General features: G+C 45.7%; 19 protein-coding genes and 1 tRNA gene. 8 read left to right on the top strand and 12 right to left on the bottom strand.

Annotation, left to right across the window (positions count from 1 at the left end):
* Positions 1-16: 16 nt before the first annotated feature.
* The 5 genes from QNJ26_10935 to QNJ26_10915 form a co-directional block, all read right to left on the bottom strand.
* Entirely contained in the window at positions 17-838 is an 822-nt protein-coding gene (locus QNJ26_10935) for an amino acid ABC transporter permease (GenBank protein ID MDJ0986049.1), read from the bottom strand.
* Positions 839-1,030: 192 nt separating this feature from the next.
* Entirely contained in the window at positions 1,031-2,404 is a 1,374-nt protein-coding gene (locus tag QNJ26_10930) for a PFL family protein (protein ID MDJ0986048.1), read from the bottom strand.
* A 385-nt stretch (positions 2,405-2,789) separates the two neighbouring features.
* Positions 2,790-3,344, bottom strand: coding sequence for an ACT domain-containing protein (locus QNJ26_10925; GenBank protein MDJ0986047.1), 555 nt, complete (start codon positions 3,342-3,344; stop codon positions 2,790-2,792).
* 187 nt (positions 3,345-3,531) lie between these two features.
* Positions 3,532-4,047: a PocR ligand-binding domain-containing protein gene (locus QNJ26_10920; protein MDJ0986046.1), complete on the bottom strand. Its 516-nt coding sequence runs from the start codon at positions 4,045-4,047 to the stop codon at positions 3,532-3,534.
* A 237-nt stretch (positions 4,048-4,284) separates the two neighbouring features.
* Positions 4,285-4,923, bottom strand: coding sequence for a hypothetical protein (locus QNJ26_10915; protein MDJ0986045.1), 639 nt, complete (start codon positions 4,921-4,923; stop codon positions 4,285-4,287).
* Positions 4,924-5,312: 389 nt separating this feature from the next.
* Between QNJ26_10915 and QNJ26_10910 the strand changes: the two genes are divergently transcribed.
* Together QNJ26_10910 and QNJ26_10905 are read left to right on the top strand one after the other, a co-directional pair.
* A complete protein-coding gene (locus tag QNJ26_10910; protein MDJ0986044.1) occupies positions 5,313-5,690 on the top strand; it encodes a hypothetical protein in 378 nt (125 codons plus the stop codon).
* A 315-nt stretch (positions 5,691-6,005) separates the two neighbouring features.
* Positions 6,006-6,644 carry a hypothetical protein gene (locus QNJ26_10905; protein ID MDJ0986043.1) on the top strand — a complete coding sequence of 213 codons (639 nt, stop codon included), beginning with the start codon at positions 6,006-6,008 and terminating at the stop codon, positions 6,642-6,644.
* Positions 6,645-6,756: 112 nt separating this feature from the next.
* Here QNJ26_10905 and QNJ26_10900 read toward each other — a convergent pair whose 3' ends face one another.
* Entirely contained in the window at positions 6,757-6,960 is a 204-nt protein-coding gene (locus QNJ26_10900; protein MDJ0986042.1) for a cold shock domain-containing protein, read from the bottom strand.
* A 174-nt stretch (positions 6,961-7,134) separates the two neighbouring features.
* Positions 7,135-7,608: a DUF456 domain-containing protein gene (locus QNJ26_10895; protein ID MDJ0986041.1), complete on the bottom strand. Its 474-nt coding sequence runs from the start codon at positions 7,606-7,608 to the stop codon at positions 7,135-7,137.
* 243 nt (positions 7,609-7,851) lie between these two features.
* Between QNJ26_10895 and QNJ26_10890 the strand changes: the two genes are divergently transcribed.
* From QNJ26_10890 to QNJ26_10875, 4 genes are all read left to right on the top strand, one after another.
* On the top strand, positions 7,852-8,292 hold the full coding sequence (locus QNJ26_10890) for a PaaI family thioesterase (GenBank protein ID MDJ0986040.1): 441 nt from the start codon (positions 7,852-7,854) through the stop codon (positions 8,290-8,292).
* A gap of 263 nt (positions 8,293-8,555) precedes the next feature.
* Complete coding sequence (locus QNJ26_10885) at positions 8,556-8,699, top strand: ribbon-helix-helix protein, CopG family (protein ID MDJ0986039.1); 144 nt, start codon at positions 8,556-8,558, stop codon at positions 8,697-8,699.
* Positions 8,700-8,871: 172 nt separating this feature from the next.
* Positions 8,872-9,120, top strand: a complete 249-nt coding sequence (locus tag QNJ26_10880) for a hypothetical protein (GenBank protein MDJ0986038.1) — start codon at positions 8,872-8,874, stop codon at positions 9,118-9,120.
* 2 nt (positions 9,121-9,122) lie between these two features.
* Entirely contained in the window at positions 9,123-9,899 is a 777-nt protein-coding gene (locus QNJ26_10875) for an ADP-ribosylglycohydrolase family protein (protein ID MDJ0986037.1), read from the top strand.
* Between the two features lie 58 nt (positions 9,900-9,957).
* Here QNJ26_10875 and xerD read toward each other — a convergent pair whose 3' ends face one another.
* From xerD to QNJ26_10860, 3 genes are all read right to left on the bottom strand, one after another.
* Positions 9,958-10,869, bottom strand: a complete 912-nt coding sequence (gene xerD, locus QNJ26_10870; GenBank protein ID MDJ0986036.1) for a site-specific tyrosine recombinase XerD — start codon at positions 10,867-10,869, stop codon at positions 9,958-9,960.
* 167 nt (positions 10,870-11,036) lie between these two features.
* The gene (locus QNJ26_10865; GenBank protein MDJ0986035.1) at positions 11,037-12,212 is read right to left on the bottom strand and encodes a hypothetical protein; all 1,176 of its coding nucleotides are present in this window, start codon (positions 12,210-12,212) and stop codon (positions 11,037-11,039) included.
* 182 nt (positions 12,213-12,394) lie between these two features.
* Positions 12,395-13,534, bottom strand: coding sequence for an SPFH domain-containing protein (locus QNJ26_10860; protein MDJ0986034.1), 1,140 nt, complete (start codon positions 13,532-13,534; stop codon positions 12,395-12,397).
* A gap of 491 nt (positions 13,535-14,025) precedes the next feature.
* Here QNJ26_10860 and QNJ26_10855 point away from each other — a divergent pair, with 491 nt between their 5' ends.
* Both QNJ26_10855 and QNJ26_10850 read left to right on the top strand, forming a co-directional pair.
* Positions 14,026-14,346, top strand: a complete 321-nt coding sequence (locus QNJ26_10855) for a PilZ domain-containing protein (GenBank protein MDJ0986033.1) — start codon at positions 14,026-14,028, stop codon at positions 14,344-14,346.
* Between the two features lie 456 nt (positions 14,347-14,802).
* Entirely contained in the window at positions 14,803-15,045 is a 243-nt protein-coding gene (locus QNJ26_10850) for a hypothetical protein (GenBank protein ID MDJ0986032.1), read from the top strand.
* Between the two features lie 221 nt (positions 15,046-15,266).
* Here the strand turns inward: QNJ26_10850 and QNJ26_10845 are convergent.
* Both QNJ26_10845 and QNJ26_10840 read right to left on the bottom strand, forming a co-directional pair.
* Positions 15,267-15,343, bottom strand: a tRNA-Arg gene (locus tag QNJ26_10845).
* Positions 15,344-15,979 (bottom strand): hypothetical protein, encoded by a 636-nt coding sequence (locus QNJ26_10840; GenBank protein MDJ0986031.1) that lies wholly within the window; start codon positions 15,977-15,979, stop codon positions 15,344-15,346.
* Between the last annotated feature and the right edge of the window lie 51 nt (positions 15,980-16,030).

Below are 16,030 nucleotides of genomic sequence, written 5' to 3'. Positions count from 1 at the left end.
TTATATCCAATTTTGTTTATTGCTTAATAGCAAATCGTTTTTCCATAAAAGACACAGTTATTGATAAGACCAAGGTAATGGTTAAATAGATCGCAGCTACCGTAAACCAGATTTCAAAAACCAGAAAAGTTTCCGCAATGATGGCTTGCCCGCGCATGGTTAAATCATAGATAGCAATGGTGCTGACCAGAGCAGAATCTTTTATGAGCGAAATGGCCTGGCTGGTCAGTGGCGGTAAAATTCGCCTCAGGGCCTGAGGTAAAATCACCAGTCGATATGTTTGTTGAATGTTAAGCCCGATGCTAAATGCTGCTTCCCATTGTCCGCGATGAATGGAGATGATTCCAGCACGAAATATTTCCGATGCATAAGCACCTTCAAACAGGCTTAAAGCCAACACAGCCGATGCAAATCCGCTAATATTCAATACCGGACCCAAAACAAAATAAATAAAGAAAAGCTGAACAAGCAGGGGAGTATTGCGGATGACCTCCAGATAACTTCGGGCGATGCTTCGTGCCAGAAACGAGCGTGAAAGTCGCATCAAAGCCGTTATTAATCCAAATATGAACGCCAGCAGTAAACTGACGGCAGTGATGCGGATGGTGACCAGCAATCCCTGGATCAATGGTCCAGCGGTCAGGTGCGAATCGACTGCAGCGATAATATAGCGCGGCACCCGGTACCACTGCCAGTTATATCCCAGTTGTCGAGTTCCATTTATCATCAGCCAGCTGAAGGCTGCTACGACGATTAAGAACTTTACGATATCAATGACAACTTGTCGTCTTAAGCCGGGTTGAACGGGCGGGTATGTTTCCTGTTTAGAAGGTGTCATTGCCGGGTTCACAAATATTTTTCACTAGCTATGGCTGTTGATATGATCGTTTTGTCGTTTGCTAAAATCATTTTAAACGGTGGATTGAAGCCGTTTAAATCTCAATGGAATCTGCGCTTGTTGCCGCAGCGTTTTGACGCGCACAAGATAGCATCATGCTTCGTGTCTGGTCCGTTGCTGATTGTCGCAGATTTAGTTGGTTAGACTCTGTAATGGCGCCGGTATCAAACCACCGCGCCGAACAAATGAATTTGGCTGGTCGCCATTGTTTACCGGGAATATGGTCGATTGGCCCAACAAGCCGCCAAAATAGGCGTTATCACCGGCCTTTTTACCGGGGACCGGTATCAAGCGTGTCGCTGTGGTTTTGTTGTTGATGACACCAATGGCCATTTCATCAGCCATTATAGCGGCGATGGTTTCTGAGGTGGTGTCTCCCGGCAGGGCGATCATATCCAACCCGACTGAACAAACAGCGGTAATGGCTTCCAGTTTATCGAGTCCGATATAGCCCTGGCGGGCGGCTTCAGATATGTTGAGATCTTCGCTCACCGGGATAAAAGCACCGCTCAATCCCCCCACCCGGGAACTGGCAAATGCGCCGCCTTTTTTAACGGCGTCGTTTATAAGTGCCAGGGCTGCCGTTGTTCCGGGCACACCGATGCTTAAAAGGCCCATACTCTGAAATATTTCGCCAACGCTATCGCCAACATTGGGCGTTGGGGCCAGCGACAGATCAACAACACCGAATCGGATCTTCAACTGATTGGCGACTTCCTGACCAATGAGTTCTCCAACCCGGGTCACCTTGTAAGCAGTTTTTTTAATTAATTCCGAAATGTTCCCAAGATCGAGCCGGTCATTGGTCTCAAGGGCTCGTTCAACCGCATTTTTGACGACCCCCGGCCCGCTAACCCCGACATTAATGACTGCGTCGGCTTCGCCGATTCCCAGATACGCCCCGGCCATAAAGGGAATGTCTTGTGGAATATTGGCAAAGACACATAGCTTGGCACAGGCGATACCATCTTCCTTGGCGGTAAGCTGCGCCGCCTGCTTAATGGCTTCACCCATCCGTAAAACCGCATCCATATTAATGCCGGCTTTGGTTGAGGCAACATTCACCGAAGCACAAACACGTTGCGTCTCGGCCAACGCATGCGGAATTGCTTCAATTAAGGCCATGTCTCCCCGAGCAATGCCTTTTTCAACCAGGGCGCTGAACCCGCCGATAAAATCAACATCCACCGCCTCAGCGGCTTCATCCAATACCCGCGCCACGGCCACCATTTGCGAAGATGTCATGGCAGCACCGACGGCGGCTATGGGACTGACGGCGATTCTTTTGTTGACCACCGGGATGCCGTATTTTTGACCAATGTGATTGCAAACGCCTACCAGATTTTCGGCATAATGCAGGATCCGGGTACGGATCTTTTGAGTCAGTTTCTCAAGATTATGACTGGCGCAGTCCAGCAAATTGATACCCAGGGTGACAGTGCGCACATCCAGGTTTTCATTTTTAAGCATTTCGAGTGTCGACAGGATCTCTCTTTGTGACAGCATTTTTTCTTTTATTCCTTATTAGAGAACAGGTGTCAGAGGACAGAATTGAATGATAGTTAATCATGGCATATTCATCATTTGGATATTCCATTGGCTGTTTTTTGATAGTTATCATCAGACAACTGGGCTCTAGTTAAAACCTGTATTTTGCACGGGTTGGAGGCTTTCATATACAAGGCACTTCAGGCCGAAGCAATAGTTAAACTATGCTTCGGCCTGAATAACGCAGTAGATGAAAGCCTCCGGCCCGCCCTTTGGGTGAAAATGAATGAGATAAAATGATCTTTTGATCCACTTTTTAATCCAATCAGGTTTTTTTAGGTTGCGCTTGCTTAATTTGTCGCTATACATCGCAATATTACCTCTCATTCATTTTCATGCAAAATTATATGCGGTGGATGGCCTCAAATATATTACGATGCTGAATATCAATATCCAGCGCAAGTTCCCGCGCGCGTTTTTTTAATTCCAGATACAGGGCTTGCTGATCGGTCTGGGGCGGAACATCAACCTCATAGATCATCATATTGTCACCGGGTTTGTCACCGCCTTTAAAAACCGCTTGCAGATTGGTGATATTGCCTTCAAAGCGCGCAATCACTTCGCTGATGCCGGCAACCAGGCCTTTTCGATCAGGCCCTTTGGTCGTTACGATATAGGCTTCACTTTGTGGCGGTGATACCGGAACGGTTTTGGGTTGAAAAAGGGTAATATGAACATCGAGTCCCAGGGGAGCCAGTTCCGCATTTAAATTTTGATGCAATTTTTCAGAAGAAAGCGCTGCCGGCATCGAAACAATGAAGATACCGGCAAAAAGAAATTGAAGCGTTGTTTGACTTACATTTTCAATATTGCAATCCTGTTCAAATAATATTTTTGATACGGTAGCCACGATGCCGGGTCTGTCCTGGCCCAAAATTGCGATAATCGCTTTATCCATGAAATTGGCTCCCTGGAGATTGCGTAGTATGGTGTCGGAAGTGAAATGAATGAACTTTTAAACCATCATCAATATCAAACAAGGGGCATCTGTCAACCGAAGTGAACAACCGAAGGCTCCCTATCATCATTGCTTTGATGAGCAATGCGTTGAGTGGATGCTGTGATCGCTTCAATAGAAGAGCCGATTATTGCAGGTTTTGTTTTGCGACGCCGACGATTTCATTAATTTGATTTACGATGTATTGGCCGAGTCCTTCTGCTTTTTTAGTCGTTATACTGGGTATGCCCGTGGATAAAGTATTTATTTGGTCCTCACTGATATCGGTCATTTTATTGACCAAAAAATCGTCGACTTCTCCATCGTCGAGGAGAACGCCACATGCGCCGACGGCACCGACAAATTCCTTGTCTGCAAAAATGGGCACAACCAACTTAAGCATGCCCGCATCACATTCTTCGATAACGGGGCTTTTTGATCGCATGGCCAAGGTGGCGATATTCATATGCGCCGGGGCACAGATAAAACTTTGACCTTTATCGGTTGCTTTGATCGCAGGACACAATTGATTGGCCCATTTTTTAAATTCAGAGATGCGGTAGCCTTTGATGTCAAATACATTAACATCTAAACCGGACTTTTGGTGAATATTCTTTTCCAGTTCAACCCATCGTTCGAGAGGTGCCAGATCGGTTAGTTGCATTTCAGGTTTTCCTTTTCATCGCCTTTGGGCCAATATAGAACACAATAATGGTGGCGATCTTTTCAAGAATTGAAATCATCAATCATGTCTACCACAGCCACACGTAAAAGGGGCATATATATCAAAATTACGGGTTTTTGCAAGCATGTTGGTAAGCGCCACTCCAAAATTGATTTAACAAATCAAAGAGCTGCCTTGACGCCATGCAACAATGAGACCGTTTTGAAACGGCTGAACTTATGAAAACGCGTCAGAAAGGTCAGCAAAGCCGTCACGCTTAATGAAAGCAAAAGAAAAAGGATCTGCAACGTCATCATTGAGTTCACTCTGTTTTGCCAAATCAGCGCGGATCCGTGGCAATATATGATCCAGCGGTTCATTGTTTTGGCACTGTTGATTCAGTTGGTACTCCAAGGTCATCCGGCGAGGGGCGGCGTAAGCAGTTGAAATTTCGTCACCATCAATTTGTGGTAATTTTTTCTTTGTCCACAACAAATAGAGTTGAAAGGGATTACGTTTGTTTTTGTGTGAATAGCCTGCCAGAATAAAATGAACCTGATGGATAGGGTCCACCGGTAAAAACTCACAATTTTTTCTCATAAAGTGTTCGTACTCCGAGGCCATGATGGGTAGGGCAGCTTGGTATACATCTTCAATGCCTTCTATCTTTTCTTGGCCGATAAAATCTTTTAGTGATTCACACATTGCTGCGCCCTGCATTGCCCCGCCTGTTAGTATTGCTGTATAAGGCGTCAGCTGTATAAGCCGCTTTAAACGATGTTCAGTCCAATTTCCTTGCAGATCTATTTCAATGGCTTTACTGTCAGCTGCCAGTATAATTCCTTCTTCGGATTTGCACGCAATAATTTGAGACATTCTAAGCTCCTTGTCGAGAGATATAAAGATGCTTCCACCTATAAGATAATACGGCTGTCAAGATCGGTTCTGCATGTGTCGCCAGGCCACAATGACCATTTGGTTATGACTGTTGTGATGACAGTATTCGAATATAGATGAACGAAGGGTATTGTTCTGCGAATATGTTCTGTCGCCAGTTTAACGTCCTATTTATCTCTTTTTTCTTTTCTTCGTTTATTACTTGACAAAATATTAATCGCTCGTTAAACTTTTAAAAAGTAATTTTTACTACTAGCAAAAATTAACTAAAATTATTCTTCAGTAAATGTAGTTTTGTCTGGTTGTGTTTAACTCAACCTGGCATAAATGAAAGCTTTAGCTAAATCATGATAAGGAGGAAGAATACCATGGCGATTTTAAAAAGAGATTTGCAAGCCGTTAAGAGAGACATTAAAGCTCTTGAGAAGAAGTTGGAAAAACTGTTGAAGGCATATGAAAAACCGAGACCCAAGGCTGCCAAAAAAGTAAAACGCAGAGTGGTAAAGGCCAGAACCAAGCGCAGAGCGGTTTCCAAAAAAGCTAAGGGCCGCAGAAGAGCACCGCAGATGACGGCAACAGAGCAGATACTTAGAATTGTCAGAAGGTCCAGAAAAGGTGTAGATGTTCCGACGTTAAAGGCCAAAACTGGGTTTCAGGACAAAAAAGTTCGCAACATCATTTTTCGAGCTTCGAAAGAAGGCAAAATTAAAAAGGTCGGCAGAGGAATTTACGTCGGCGCCAAATAAAAATACGGTCTTTTTAAAATACAGCATTTAGAAAGAAGCAGTTTAAAGAAGCGCGTTCCTAAAACTGCTTTTTTCATTTTTGACTTGCTTGTCCAATGAAAAACGCCTACGACCTCTGAAAGGTCCAAATCCTATTGGCGCTGTGGTTTGACTCAGGCCAAATTGCGGGTAATGGCGTTGAAATTTTGGATCAAATGGTTTATAGGGTCAAAAGGTTTAAGGTAGCCGGGTATTTATATTTCCACGTGATCAAGGGTGTTGATCTAAGCAAATGAAATATCAAACAATGGGTTTTAGAAAAATTGTGGTTGGCAAATGAGCACTTATCAAGGAGAGCAGTTAGCCGCATTGCAAATGGTGCGCGGGCACCTTCAGGCGATATCGGCTTCCGAAAAACAGTTTTTAACGGATTTAACGGGCGAATATCGTGCGTATCGCAAGGATGTCAACATGTTTTTGAAGAAGCATTTGGCTCGTATTTGCACTCAAAAATGTTATCAAAGCCGCTTAAGTGCCTGCTGCTCGAAAGATGGTATCATTACCTTTTTTGCGGATGTAGTGATCAATGCACTGGTTGCTAGCCCGGCGCAAATCCAATCCCTTGCTAAAATTTTACAGACACCCCATAGGGGACATAAATGCATTTATCTTGGACCCGACGGCTGTCGTTGGCAGCTCAAACCGATCGTCTGTGAGATGTTTATCTGTGAGCCGGCTCAAAAGCAAGTATTTGATGTAATGCCCGCAGCCCGAAGACAATGGGAAGCATTAAAGCAGTTGCAAAAGTGTTTTACCTGGCCGGATCAACCGGTGATTTTTGATTTGATTGAAGCGCATTTCATCGAAGCCGGCTTTGCTTCTCCCCTGATGTATCTGCACAATAGCCCTGGGCTTTTACGTGTCAAAAGAAGAGCCCAATTGCAGCCTACAGAAACAATTTCCAAATTGCGCTAGATTTTTTAACGTGACCGGAGAAATAAGAACTCTGATCATTTTGTAATAAAAAACCTTCAAAAAAAGGCATCTCGATTGACTGCTTCGAGATGCCTTAAATGTCTATTTAGACTTATGGTTGTTTTTCTACATTCTTGGCAGCCGGTCCGCGTTCACCCACTTCAATTTCAAATGAGACCTTGTCGCCCTCAGAGAGTGTGCGAAACCCAGACATGTTGATTGCAGAATGGTGGACAAATATATCTTCACCTTCTTCTTGCTCGATAAAGCCATATCCTTTTCTGTTACTAAACCATTTGACAACTCCGTTTGGCAAAACGTGACCCTCCTCTCTTTTGATGGGTTATTGTCTCAAGCCCAGCAAGGCTCTAAACTATTGGATACGCTAAAAGTTTAAAACACAAGCATGTTTGAGGTCAAGAAAAATTGTGGACTGTACTTCCCCGGATATTGACTGGCCGAAACAGATAAAACAAGATTAAACGGTAGGCTAAAACATCTCTTTAATATAGTAAAAGAGGACCACGGCAGTAAAGGCCAGTTTGAGCCCTACACCCAGCACACTACCGATCAATATGCCCCAACCAGCGCGGAGCGCCTTACGACCGGATTGTCCGGATGATAGCTCTCCGAGCAGAGCACCCGCAAAAGCGCCCACGATCATGCCCCAGGGGGGTATAAAAAAAATACCAATAATCATGCCGATGGCCGATCCCCAAATACCGCGTTTCGTAGCGCCATATTTTTTGGCGCCTAGCGCTGGGGCAATATAATCCAACACAATTAAAAAAATAGTAACAGCACCCATGACCATCAGAAAAGTCTGGCTGAAAATTTGCCAGTTTTTTATCCAGGATAACAGTATCAGCGCACAGAAACTTAAAATCGGTCCAGGAATAACCGGTAAGATACAGCCGATCATGCCGACAATGGCCAATAACAATCCGATGATGATGAAAAGCACGTTCAAATTACTAGCCTTGTTCCTAATGGTTAGCGAAAATCAACAGATAGCAAGTTGGTATCTTTAGTTTCGAACCAGCCAGTATCACTTGCTCAGCAAGATTGTCAAGCGCACTCTACATAACAGAGAACCGGCATAAAGGGGTGTTTTCAGTTGCAGTCAAGTAGCAGATATGCTGTAATTTGGCTTAGTTGGTAAACGCAAGGAGATGACATAAAACGCAAATTTTAAAAAGGAATGAAGATGGAAATCACAAGCGCCATTTTAGATCAGATGAATGCCAATTCGCTTTATCAGACTTTGGGAATTCAGATTGAGTCGGCGGAAGATGGCAAAGCGCAATCGCGTCTAATACCCCAAGCGGCCGTCTGCTGGCCGTTTCCAGCGCAACCGCATGGCGGGGTTTTATTCACACTGATAGATACCACCATGGCCTGGGCAGTATGGTCGCTACTGGAATCGGGTTATAATTGCACGACCATCAATATCGATATTCATTATATGAAACCTGCAGAAGGTAAAATCTTCCGATGCGCTGCCTGGAGTACGCACAAAACGAGACGTTCCAGTTTTGTGCGTGCAGATATTCGAGATGCCAAAGGTGAACTTCTGGTTATGGGGCAGGGAACTTTCAGGATTATTCCCGTAGACCTTCTAAAATACCCCCCCCATTTGGTATCCTGAGCAGTTTTCAATCCGGGCCATATCGATCAACCTAACTAATCCGCATCCCGCACGCGCGGATACGCGTGTCGCTAACTTGCCAATATTCCCCTTCGACATATCCGAATGCAGCCTGATCGACACCGAACTTATTTCGGAGCATTTTTTGATCACCCCGTCAGCCTAACTTTCATTAATGCTAGCATTATTAATTATAAAAAAATTAATATTTAATAATTATTTTTTTCTTGATTTATATTTTAATGTAATATAAGGTTTATAGCATGACCAAGAAGACCTTTTCAACACGGATCGATCAAGACATCCTGAAGGCCCTCAAGCATTTAGCCGTAGATCTGGATAAATCGTTGGGTGCCTTGCTGGAAGAGGCGATCAGGGACCTTTTACGGAAATACCGTGCAAAATAGATCGAGGTCTCTGATTCGGTGGTCATCTGCTCAGGTCTTCACCGGCAGGCAAGAGATGTGCGTTGGGGATTCCAAAAGGAAGGATTAAAAAGAAAGGAGCGGTCCAACCAAGGGGGGAAGTGAAAACCAGCAGGTAACTGGATTTAAATCTTCGAGCTTAAGGAGACAAAAAATGGCCGCATCCAAAAGAAACCAATTGTTAAAAAAAGGCGATCCAGCTGTCCGCCGCATCAGAATGAAAGAACCGCTGACTGTTAATTGTGTCTGTCCCAAATGCGGCAGCCATCATCGCATGAAGCTGATCTGGACAGGACGGGGTGAACCCAAAAAATTCTGCCCACCGTGCAAAATTTTTGTCTCAAACATCGAGCATGTTGATTTATGCGCAATGCCGACCCAGGCCGATAGCCGTATCGATTGACCATGATCGGGGCTATTGCCGGAGATATAATTGGGTCCGTATTCGAGCAACATCCGATCAAAACAACCAATTTTCCGCTCTTTTCAACAGCATCGCGCTTTACAGATGATACCGTCCTGAGCGTTGCAATTGCAGATGCGATTCTACATCAGACAGATTATGTTACCGCCTTAAAAGCCTATGGCCGCAGATATCCGGCTGCGGGCTACGGTATGTCATTTTTCAACTGGATGCAGTCTGACGACCCCAGACCCTATAACAGTTGGGGCAATGGTTCTGCCATGCGGGTTAGTGCGGTGGGGTTTGCTTTCAACTCATCCCAGGACGTCATGTTAGAGGCCCAGAAAACCGCTGCCGTCACCCACGATCATCCCGAAGGCATTAAAGGAGCGCAGGCAACGGCGCTGACCATTTATTTGGCACGCCAGGGCGTCGCTAAAGTTCAAATTCGGCGCAAAATCAGTGCCCAATTTAACTATGATCTTAACCGTTCGCTGGATGAGATCCGTCCGCAGTATACCTTTGATGTTTCCTGCCAAGGATCTGTGCCAGAATCGATTTTGGCATTTTTGGCGTCTGAGGACTTTGAAGATGCTGTGCGTCTGGCTATCTCTTTGGGCGGCGACAGCGATACCATGGCTTGTATTGCCGGCGGTATGGCCCAGGCCTACTACGGTCAAATCCCCCGGGATATCATCGATCAGGTTCGTCAGCGATTGCCAGAAGCGTTTTTAGAGATTGTCGATCAATTCAATTCACAGTATGCGATATCTTTTTAACGTACGGTAATAGGGACCAACGCCGAAGCTTCACAATAGTTTCAACGGCAGTGCGCTTTTACCCACGGGGGTGAAATTTGCGATGTAATTGCTTAAGGTGATCGCGGGTGACATGGGTATAAATTTGCGTTGTCGATATATCCACATGGCCCAGCATGACCTGCACGGACCTCAAATCAGCACCCCCTTCGAGCAGATGGCTGGCAAATGAATGCCTCAGGCTGTGGGGGGTGATTTTTTTGTCCAGACCGGCCTGTAATGCGTAGCGGCGCACCAGCTTCCAGAATCCTTGACGGGTCATCGGTCGATTGGCACGGGCAACAAACAGATAGGGGCTCGATTTCTCTTTTAAGCGTTTGGATCGGACGGTTTTCAGGTAATCTGAAATTCTTGTTTTAGCTTGCATCCCGATGGGCACGATTCTTTCCTTGGCGCCTTTTCCAAAAATACGGACAAAACCGGCTTCCAGATTAATATCCTGCAGCTTTAAATTCACAAGTTCCGATACGCGCAATCCAGCTGCATAAAGCAGCTCCAGCATGGCGGCATCCCGGATGCCAAGTGGTTTGTCGGTGTCAGGCGCATGCAATAAGCGCTCAATATCATCGCGGGACAAAACATCGGGTAAGGTCAAATGGGTCTTGGGCAAATCAATCAATCTGGCTGGGTCAGTGTGCAAATGTTTCTCTTGAACCAGAAATCGATAAAATCCTCTGATCGCCACCAGATGCCGAGCGCGCGAGCGTGCCACCAGGCCTGATTTTCTAAGACCAATCAAATATTTTAAGATCAATGGGGTGTCTGTTTCCGCAAATGCCGTAATGTTTTGGTTTACCAGAAATTGACGGTATCGGATGAGGTCACGGCTGTAAGCATCAAGGGTTTGTTGAGCTAAGCCTTTTTCGACCAGCAAAAAATTGATAAATTGATCAATTAGCGCATCGGCGGTGGGTGGCTTTGGCTTCACCATATGCCATTTATTGCATGGATGCGATGTTTTTTCAATCCAAGCCCTTACTTCATTGGGCAAGTCGCATTAGATAAATATATTCCGTCACTAAAAGGGAAGAAAATCATATGATGGATGTGCCGCTAATCAACCCAGCAACCCGTCAGCAATTTAACAACAATTAAGCGCTAGAAGTGTTCTGACAATGCGAGAATATTTTTGTTAATGGCATATTGCAAGTCGGGCTGGATGTATTGATGATGTTTTTGTGTGAAGGGCACATATACCAGGACGAAGCTTTGGGCCGTGATGCGAACACCCGGCAGGATTTCCACTAGGCGATTCTTGGGTCTGAAAAAACTGGCGAGATTGACTTTTAGACTCTGATTGGCCTCGGTTACCGGTAAATTGATGCGATAATGCCGATATTCGGGTAACTGTGCCACAATTTGGGTCTGCAGCTGTGCCAGGGTCATATGCTTTGCAAGTTGCATAAATATTTTTGGGCGTACCTTGAAGGCCGGCACCCAGAAACGAAAAGCGAATTTTTCCCATCCCGGCTGAACGACCCTGGGGATATTGGCCACTTTTACCAGGTCGGCATAGGTCTGAAGCGTCAGTCCCTCAATTTCAGCCCGAATCCGCCAAAATGGCAGATATATGGCATTGGCATCTTCGGTTGGATGGGTGCCGAATTTGATCTGTTTCAGGCGTTTGCCGACCGGATACCAAGCCGACGTACAATTTTTACACAACAATACCAGTGAGTCTCGCTCGCCAGCCAGATCCCAACCACAGTTGGGGCACAGAGTTGCCATGAAATGAATGCGCCAGTGTGGATTTTCAGTTGGCAATTGATCCACGTCATCATCTGTGACCCCGGCTGATGCGATGCGTCGGTTGAGGACCCCGTCGTGCAGACCGTTTTCAAGGTAGTAGGGCGCATAAATCAGACTAATGGTTTCACCTATATGGGCATAATGCAATACGGGCTTGGGCAATGTTTTACCGAAGCGCGTATCAAATTTTTCTTCAATACGCGTCAAGGTCTGTGTGGGTTTAATGAAGCGGCCTTCTGTGTCGGGTGTGATAAACTTAAGTTTCAGCGCTTGACTTCGCAATCCCAGACTCACTGGAAAATGATGTGATGCTAACGCCTGATGGCTCACATCAATAAATTTTTGTTCGACACCGTTGCCCGCACAGGAAAACAACATGCCTTTAAAACGCCAGTAGGGAAAATACAGCAATTCTTTTGATTGCGGCGCCTTGCTGGGCAGCATATAGTGAAACACTTCGTTGGCCTCCAGATAAGACGTTACCCGGCAAAACTTGCAAGCAAACAAGCGATCCGTTTCCTCCATAATGGCGGGTGCACCGCACTGAGGGCACTGATGTTCGATTAAAAATTTAATGCTGGCCTCCGGTTTTCAGGGTGGCTATTGCTTCATGCCGTGGCTGAAAGTCAATTGACGTTCTGCCAAAGATGCGGCTGGGCAAAGTTTGCAGCCTGATGGTGTTGCCAGAAATCAACGACCCTGGTGGATTATTTGTCAGCGGGAGCCATTTTCTCCCCGCATTCGTTGCAAAAAACGGCATCGCCCAAATTTTCATTGCCACAGTTGGGACAGAATTTAGAAGCCAGTTTATCCTCAACCGAATGACCACAGCGAGAGCAAAATTTGGCCGTCGGCGTAATGTTTTTTGAACAGCGCGGGCACTGCTCAAAGACCAGTAGTTGATGGCCGCAATCCGGACAGAACTTGGATTGCGCCGGTACGGAATGTTTGCACTCGGGGCATTTCGTATCCGCCTGAGTTTGTTGGTTTTGGGGTTGAGCATTGGCAAAATACTGTGCAAACATGGCTGGCATCATTAACCCCATACCGGCGCCCATTCCCATACCCGAGCCCCCATCAGACTCAGCGGCTTTTTCCATGGCCATGGCGGCCTTCACCTGCATGAGCTTGTTCATATCATCAAAAACACCCATGCGGCTGCGATCATCGATCGCCTGTTGCACCTCGGGTGGTGGGGTAATGGCATTAATGTACAGATGGGTCATGCGAATCCCAAAATGGCTGAAATCTTCCATCAATCGCTGGGAGAGACCCTGGGACAATTCGTCGTATTTGGACGGTAGATTTAAAATCGAATCAATTTTTTCGCCCATATAATCATTAAACCGGGATACGATCACACGGTTCAAATACTCTTCAACTTCAGCAGTGGTAAATATACCCTGCGTGCCCACCATACTGTTGACAAACAGAACGGGCTGGACAACCTGCAGATTAAAGACGCCAAACGCTCTGAGCCGGATCAATCCCAGTTCCGAATCCTTAAATGCCACTGGATCACGTGTGCCCCACTTAAGGTTTGTAAATACCTTGAGATTAATAAAATACATTTCTGCGCGTAAGGGACTTTTACCGCCCCATGGTAAACTGGCGATCTTGGTCAAGCCGGGTATATTGAGGGTTTTCAGGGTATGCCGTCCCGGGCCGAAGGCGTCAAACGCCTTGCCTTGATAGAAAAAAACGGCGGCCTGGCTTTCCCTGACCGTCAGCTGTGCGCCCCATTTGATTTCACCAGAGCCTTCTTCCGGCAGACGATGGACGATCTGTTGGCCGGTGTCGTCAAACCATTCTAAATTTTCTAAAAATATCGCATTTTTGATGTCCATAAGGTTTCTCCTTCTGTAAATCCCAGCTATGGTTGGGTAGTTTCCTGCCGGATCTGAAACGGGCAGCCCAAAAGCATATTTTCTGAGACCAAATTTAGACCTACATCATGCGTATCGGCCATTTGGCAATCAAACTTAAGATCATGCGGTTGCGGCCAAAAACCCGGGTAGAATTGCGTTGCTACAACCGCCCGCGCCATATTCAGCCGCAAGCTGACAGACCTGCGCCTGTATGCCGATCAGACGGGCTGGCAGCCCGGTATTTGCGAAACTTCAACTGGAAACCGCAGCGCATTTTGTAAGGATCAGAACCGATCCTTTTGTCAGTGACTGCAGCCTGCATTTAACTGATATCACTATATTTTTTATTTGACATCCACCCAGTTTTAGCCGATAATAACATCAGTTAGCCTGCCTGATTTCTAATTACCGGAGCGCTCTTTTATTTTGGAAACATCCCTGTGAATAAACCCCCGCCTGAAAGGGGATGAATGAAAAACAAAGACGATAGACGCTTGTTTGATCGCATTAAAAATGATGCCCCCATCGTTTTTGCCTACCATAATACAGATCATTTCTATCATGCTGAAATGTGTGATTATTCCAATGCAGGGATGTGCTTTGTGACACCTGATGGGGTGGATCCAGGTTCAGATATTTACATCATGATGGAGAATTTTTCCGCAGATGCCATTCATGCAGAGTTTTATGAGGGTTTTTTTGCTGAAGTTAAATGGTGCCAACCCATGCTGGCCGAAGAAGTATCCACCTATCGGGTAGGGGTCAAATACTACAAAACCACCATCGACTAGAACCCACCTTAAAAACGCGTCTAAGTGCCCCTAGCTGTGTTGCGGATCGACTCAAAATGCTCTCATACTTCGTTTATGCTCTGCTTTTTCCTCGAACCGCGCCTTGCTATGAACACTTATCCACGCTTTTTATATGGGTTCACTCATTTGATAAAAAAAACTAAAAACATCTGCTGTGATGACAACCATCGACGCCTAAATGTTAAATGTGCTTAGGCATAAAATGCGTTTCTTTGATCAAAATTGAACCATTATCTGACTGTTTTGTTTCCTTTATCCACTAACTCTATTTAATCGACCCTCAGAAGGATTTTTAGCTGCTTTTGCTGATCAGCAGCCGGTTGATAGGATCATCTTGCAACTAAACATCGGAGACTTAATGTATATTATAAAACATGAATTTGGGTATCTCATTGAGAAAAGATGGTAATGGCCACTAGGTAAGGGGGGTGCACGATGATCCGCTTGTCGAAAGAATCACGCTTGAAGCCCGATCAAATCATCACCAAAGCGGATCGATTTTTTGGTGAAACTGGGGAAGGTTTAGTGCCTAAAGATCGGTCCTTATGCTGCATACATTTTACAGGCAGTGGTGGATTTGTGTCGGTCAGCGTTGTTGAAGATCGCAAAAAAAGAACGGTTGAAGTTGAAACCCGAGAGTTTGATTTTCAGGCCAAACGCTTTCTGGAAGGCCTTTGATTTGTAACCTCTTGACACTAAATTGCTCTCTAATTTTTGGAATAAGAAAAAACTTGTGTTCGCCCCTAAGTCCTGTTATTTAATGTAATCTGGACCGAAAATAGCGATAGCGAAACACTCGAAGGCAGAACGAGAGGCCTACCTTAAATTGCTTCAGTTGATTCCATGCTGACTCCAAACCCAAAAGCTCCCGGATGATACAACCGGGAGCTTTGGAAAAATGGTACGCCTGGCAGGATTCGAACCTGCGACCTACGGATTAGAAGTCCGTTGCTCTATCCAACTGAGCTACAGGCGCTCATGTAAACCTTTTCGATATCATATGTTCGCTTTTCTGTCCATTTAAAATGCAGGTGAATTTTATGTTTGACTGGCTGCGAATGAATACCTGCAGCACAGACAAATTTCGAAAATAACGGGTCAAACAAATGCCGGCTAAAAGAAAAAAGTCCGTTTCAAAAAAAACTGCTGCCCGAAGATCGAGCCGCCCTACCAAGGCTGCGGTCAAAAAATCGACCACCACATCCCGTTCAGCGGTCAAAAAGACTGGCCAAAGTGCAAAAAGAATCGCCGGCACAAAGAAAACGCCTCGCACACAGGGTACAGCGAAGAAATCGGCCAAAACCACCAAGGGTCGACCCAAAAAGACAGCTCGCACTACCAAATCCCGTGTTTCGGCAACCACAAAAACTGCGAAGCGCGTCGCCCCCAAAGCGAAGCGGCGCCCTAAAGCTGTATCTGCCAAGACATCAAGGAAAGCCAAAAGCGCCCCAAAAAGGGCGGTCAAAACTTCCAAACCAGCCGCTAAGACCGCTGCCAAAAAAGCCAAGCGGTCTGTTAAAAAAATCGCCCGCAGCACCCCGCTTGCCGCTAAAAAGACAGCAGTTGCTAGGCGGTCGGCAAAAAAAACAACCCAATCCGCCAAACCAGCCATAAAGAAGCGCTCCAAAGGCACAAAACAGCCTGTCAAAAAGGCAACCCGGCG

The organism is Desulfobacterales bacterium (assembly GCA_030066985.1).
Lineage (GTDB): Bacteria > Desulfobacterota > Desulfobacteria > Desulfobacterales > JAHEIW01 > JAHEIW01.
This window is presented reverse-complemented; position numbering and strand designations above follow the sequence as displayed.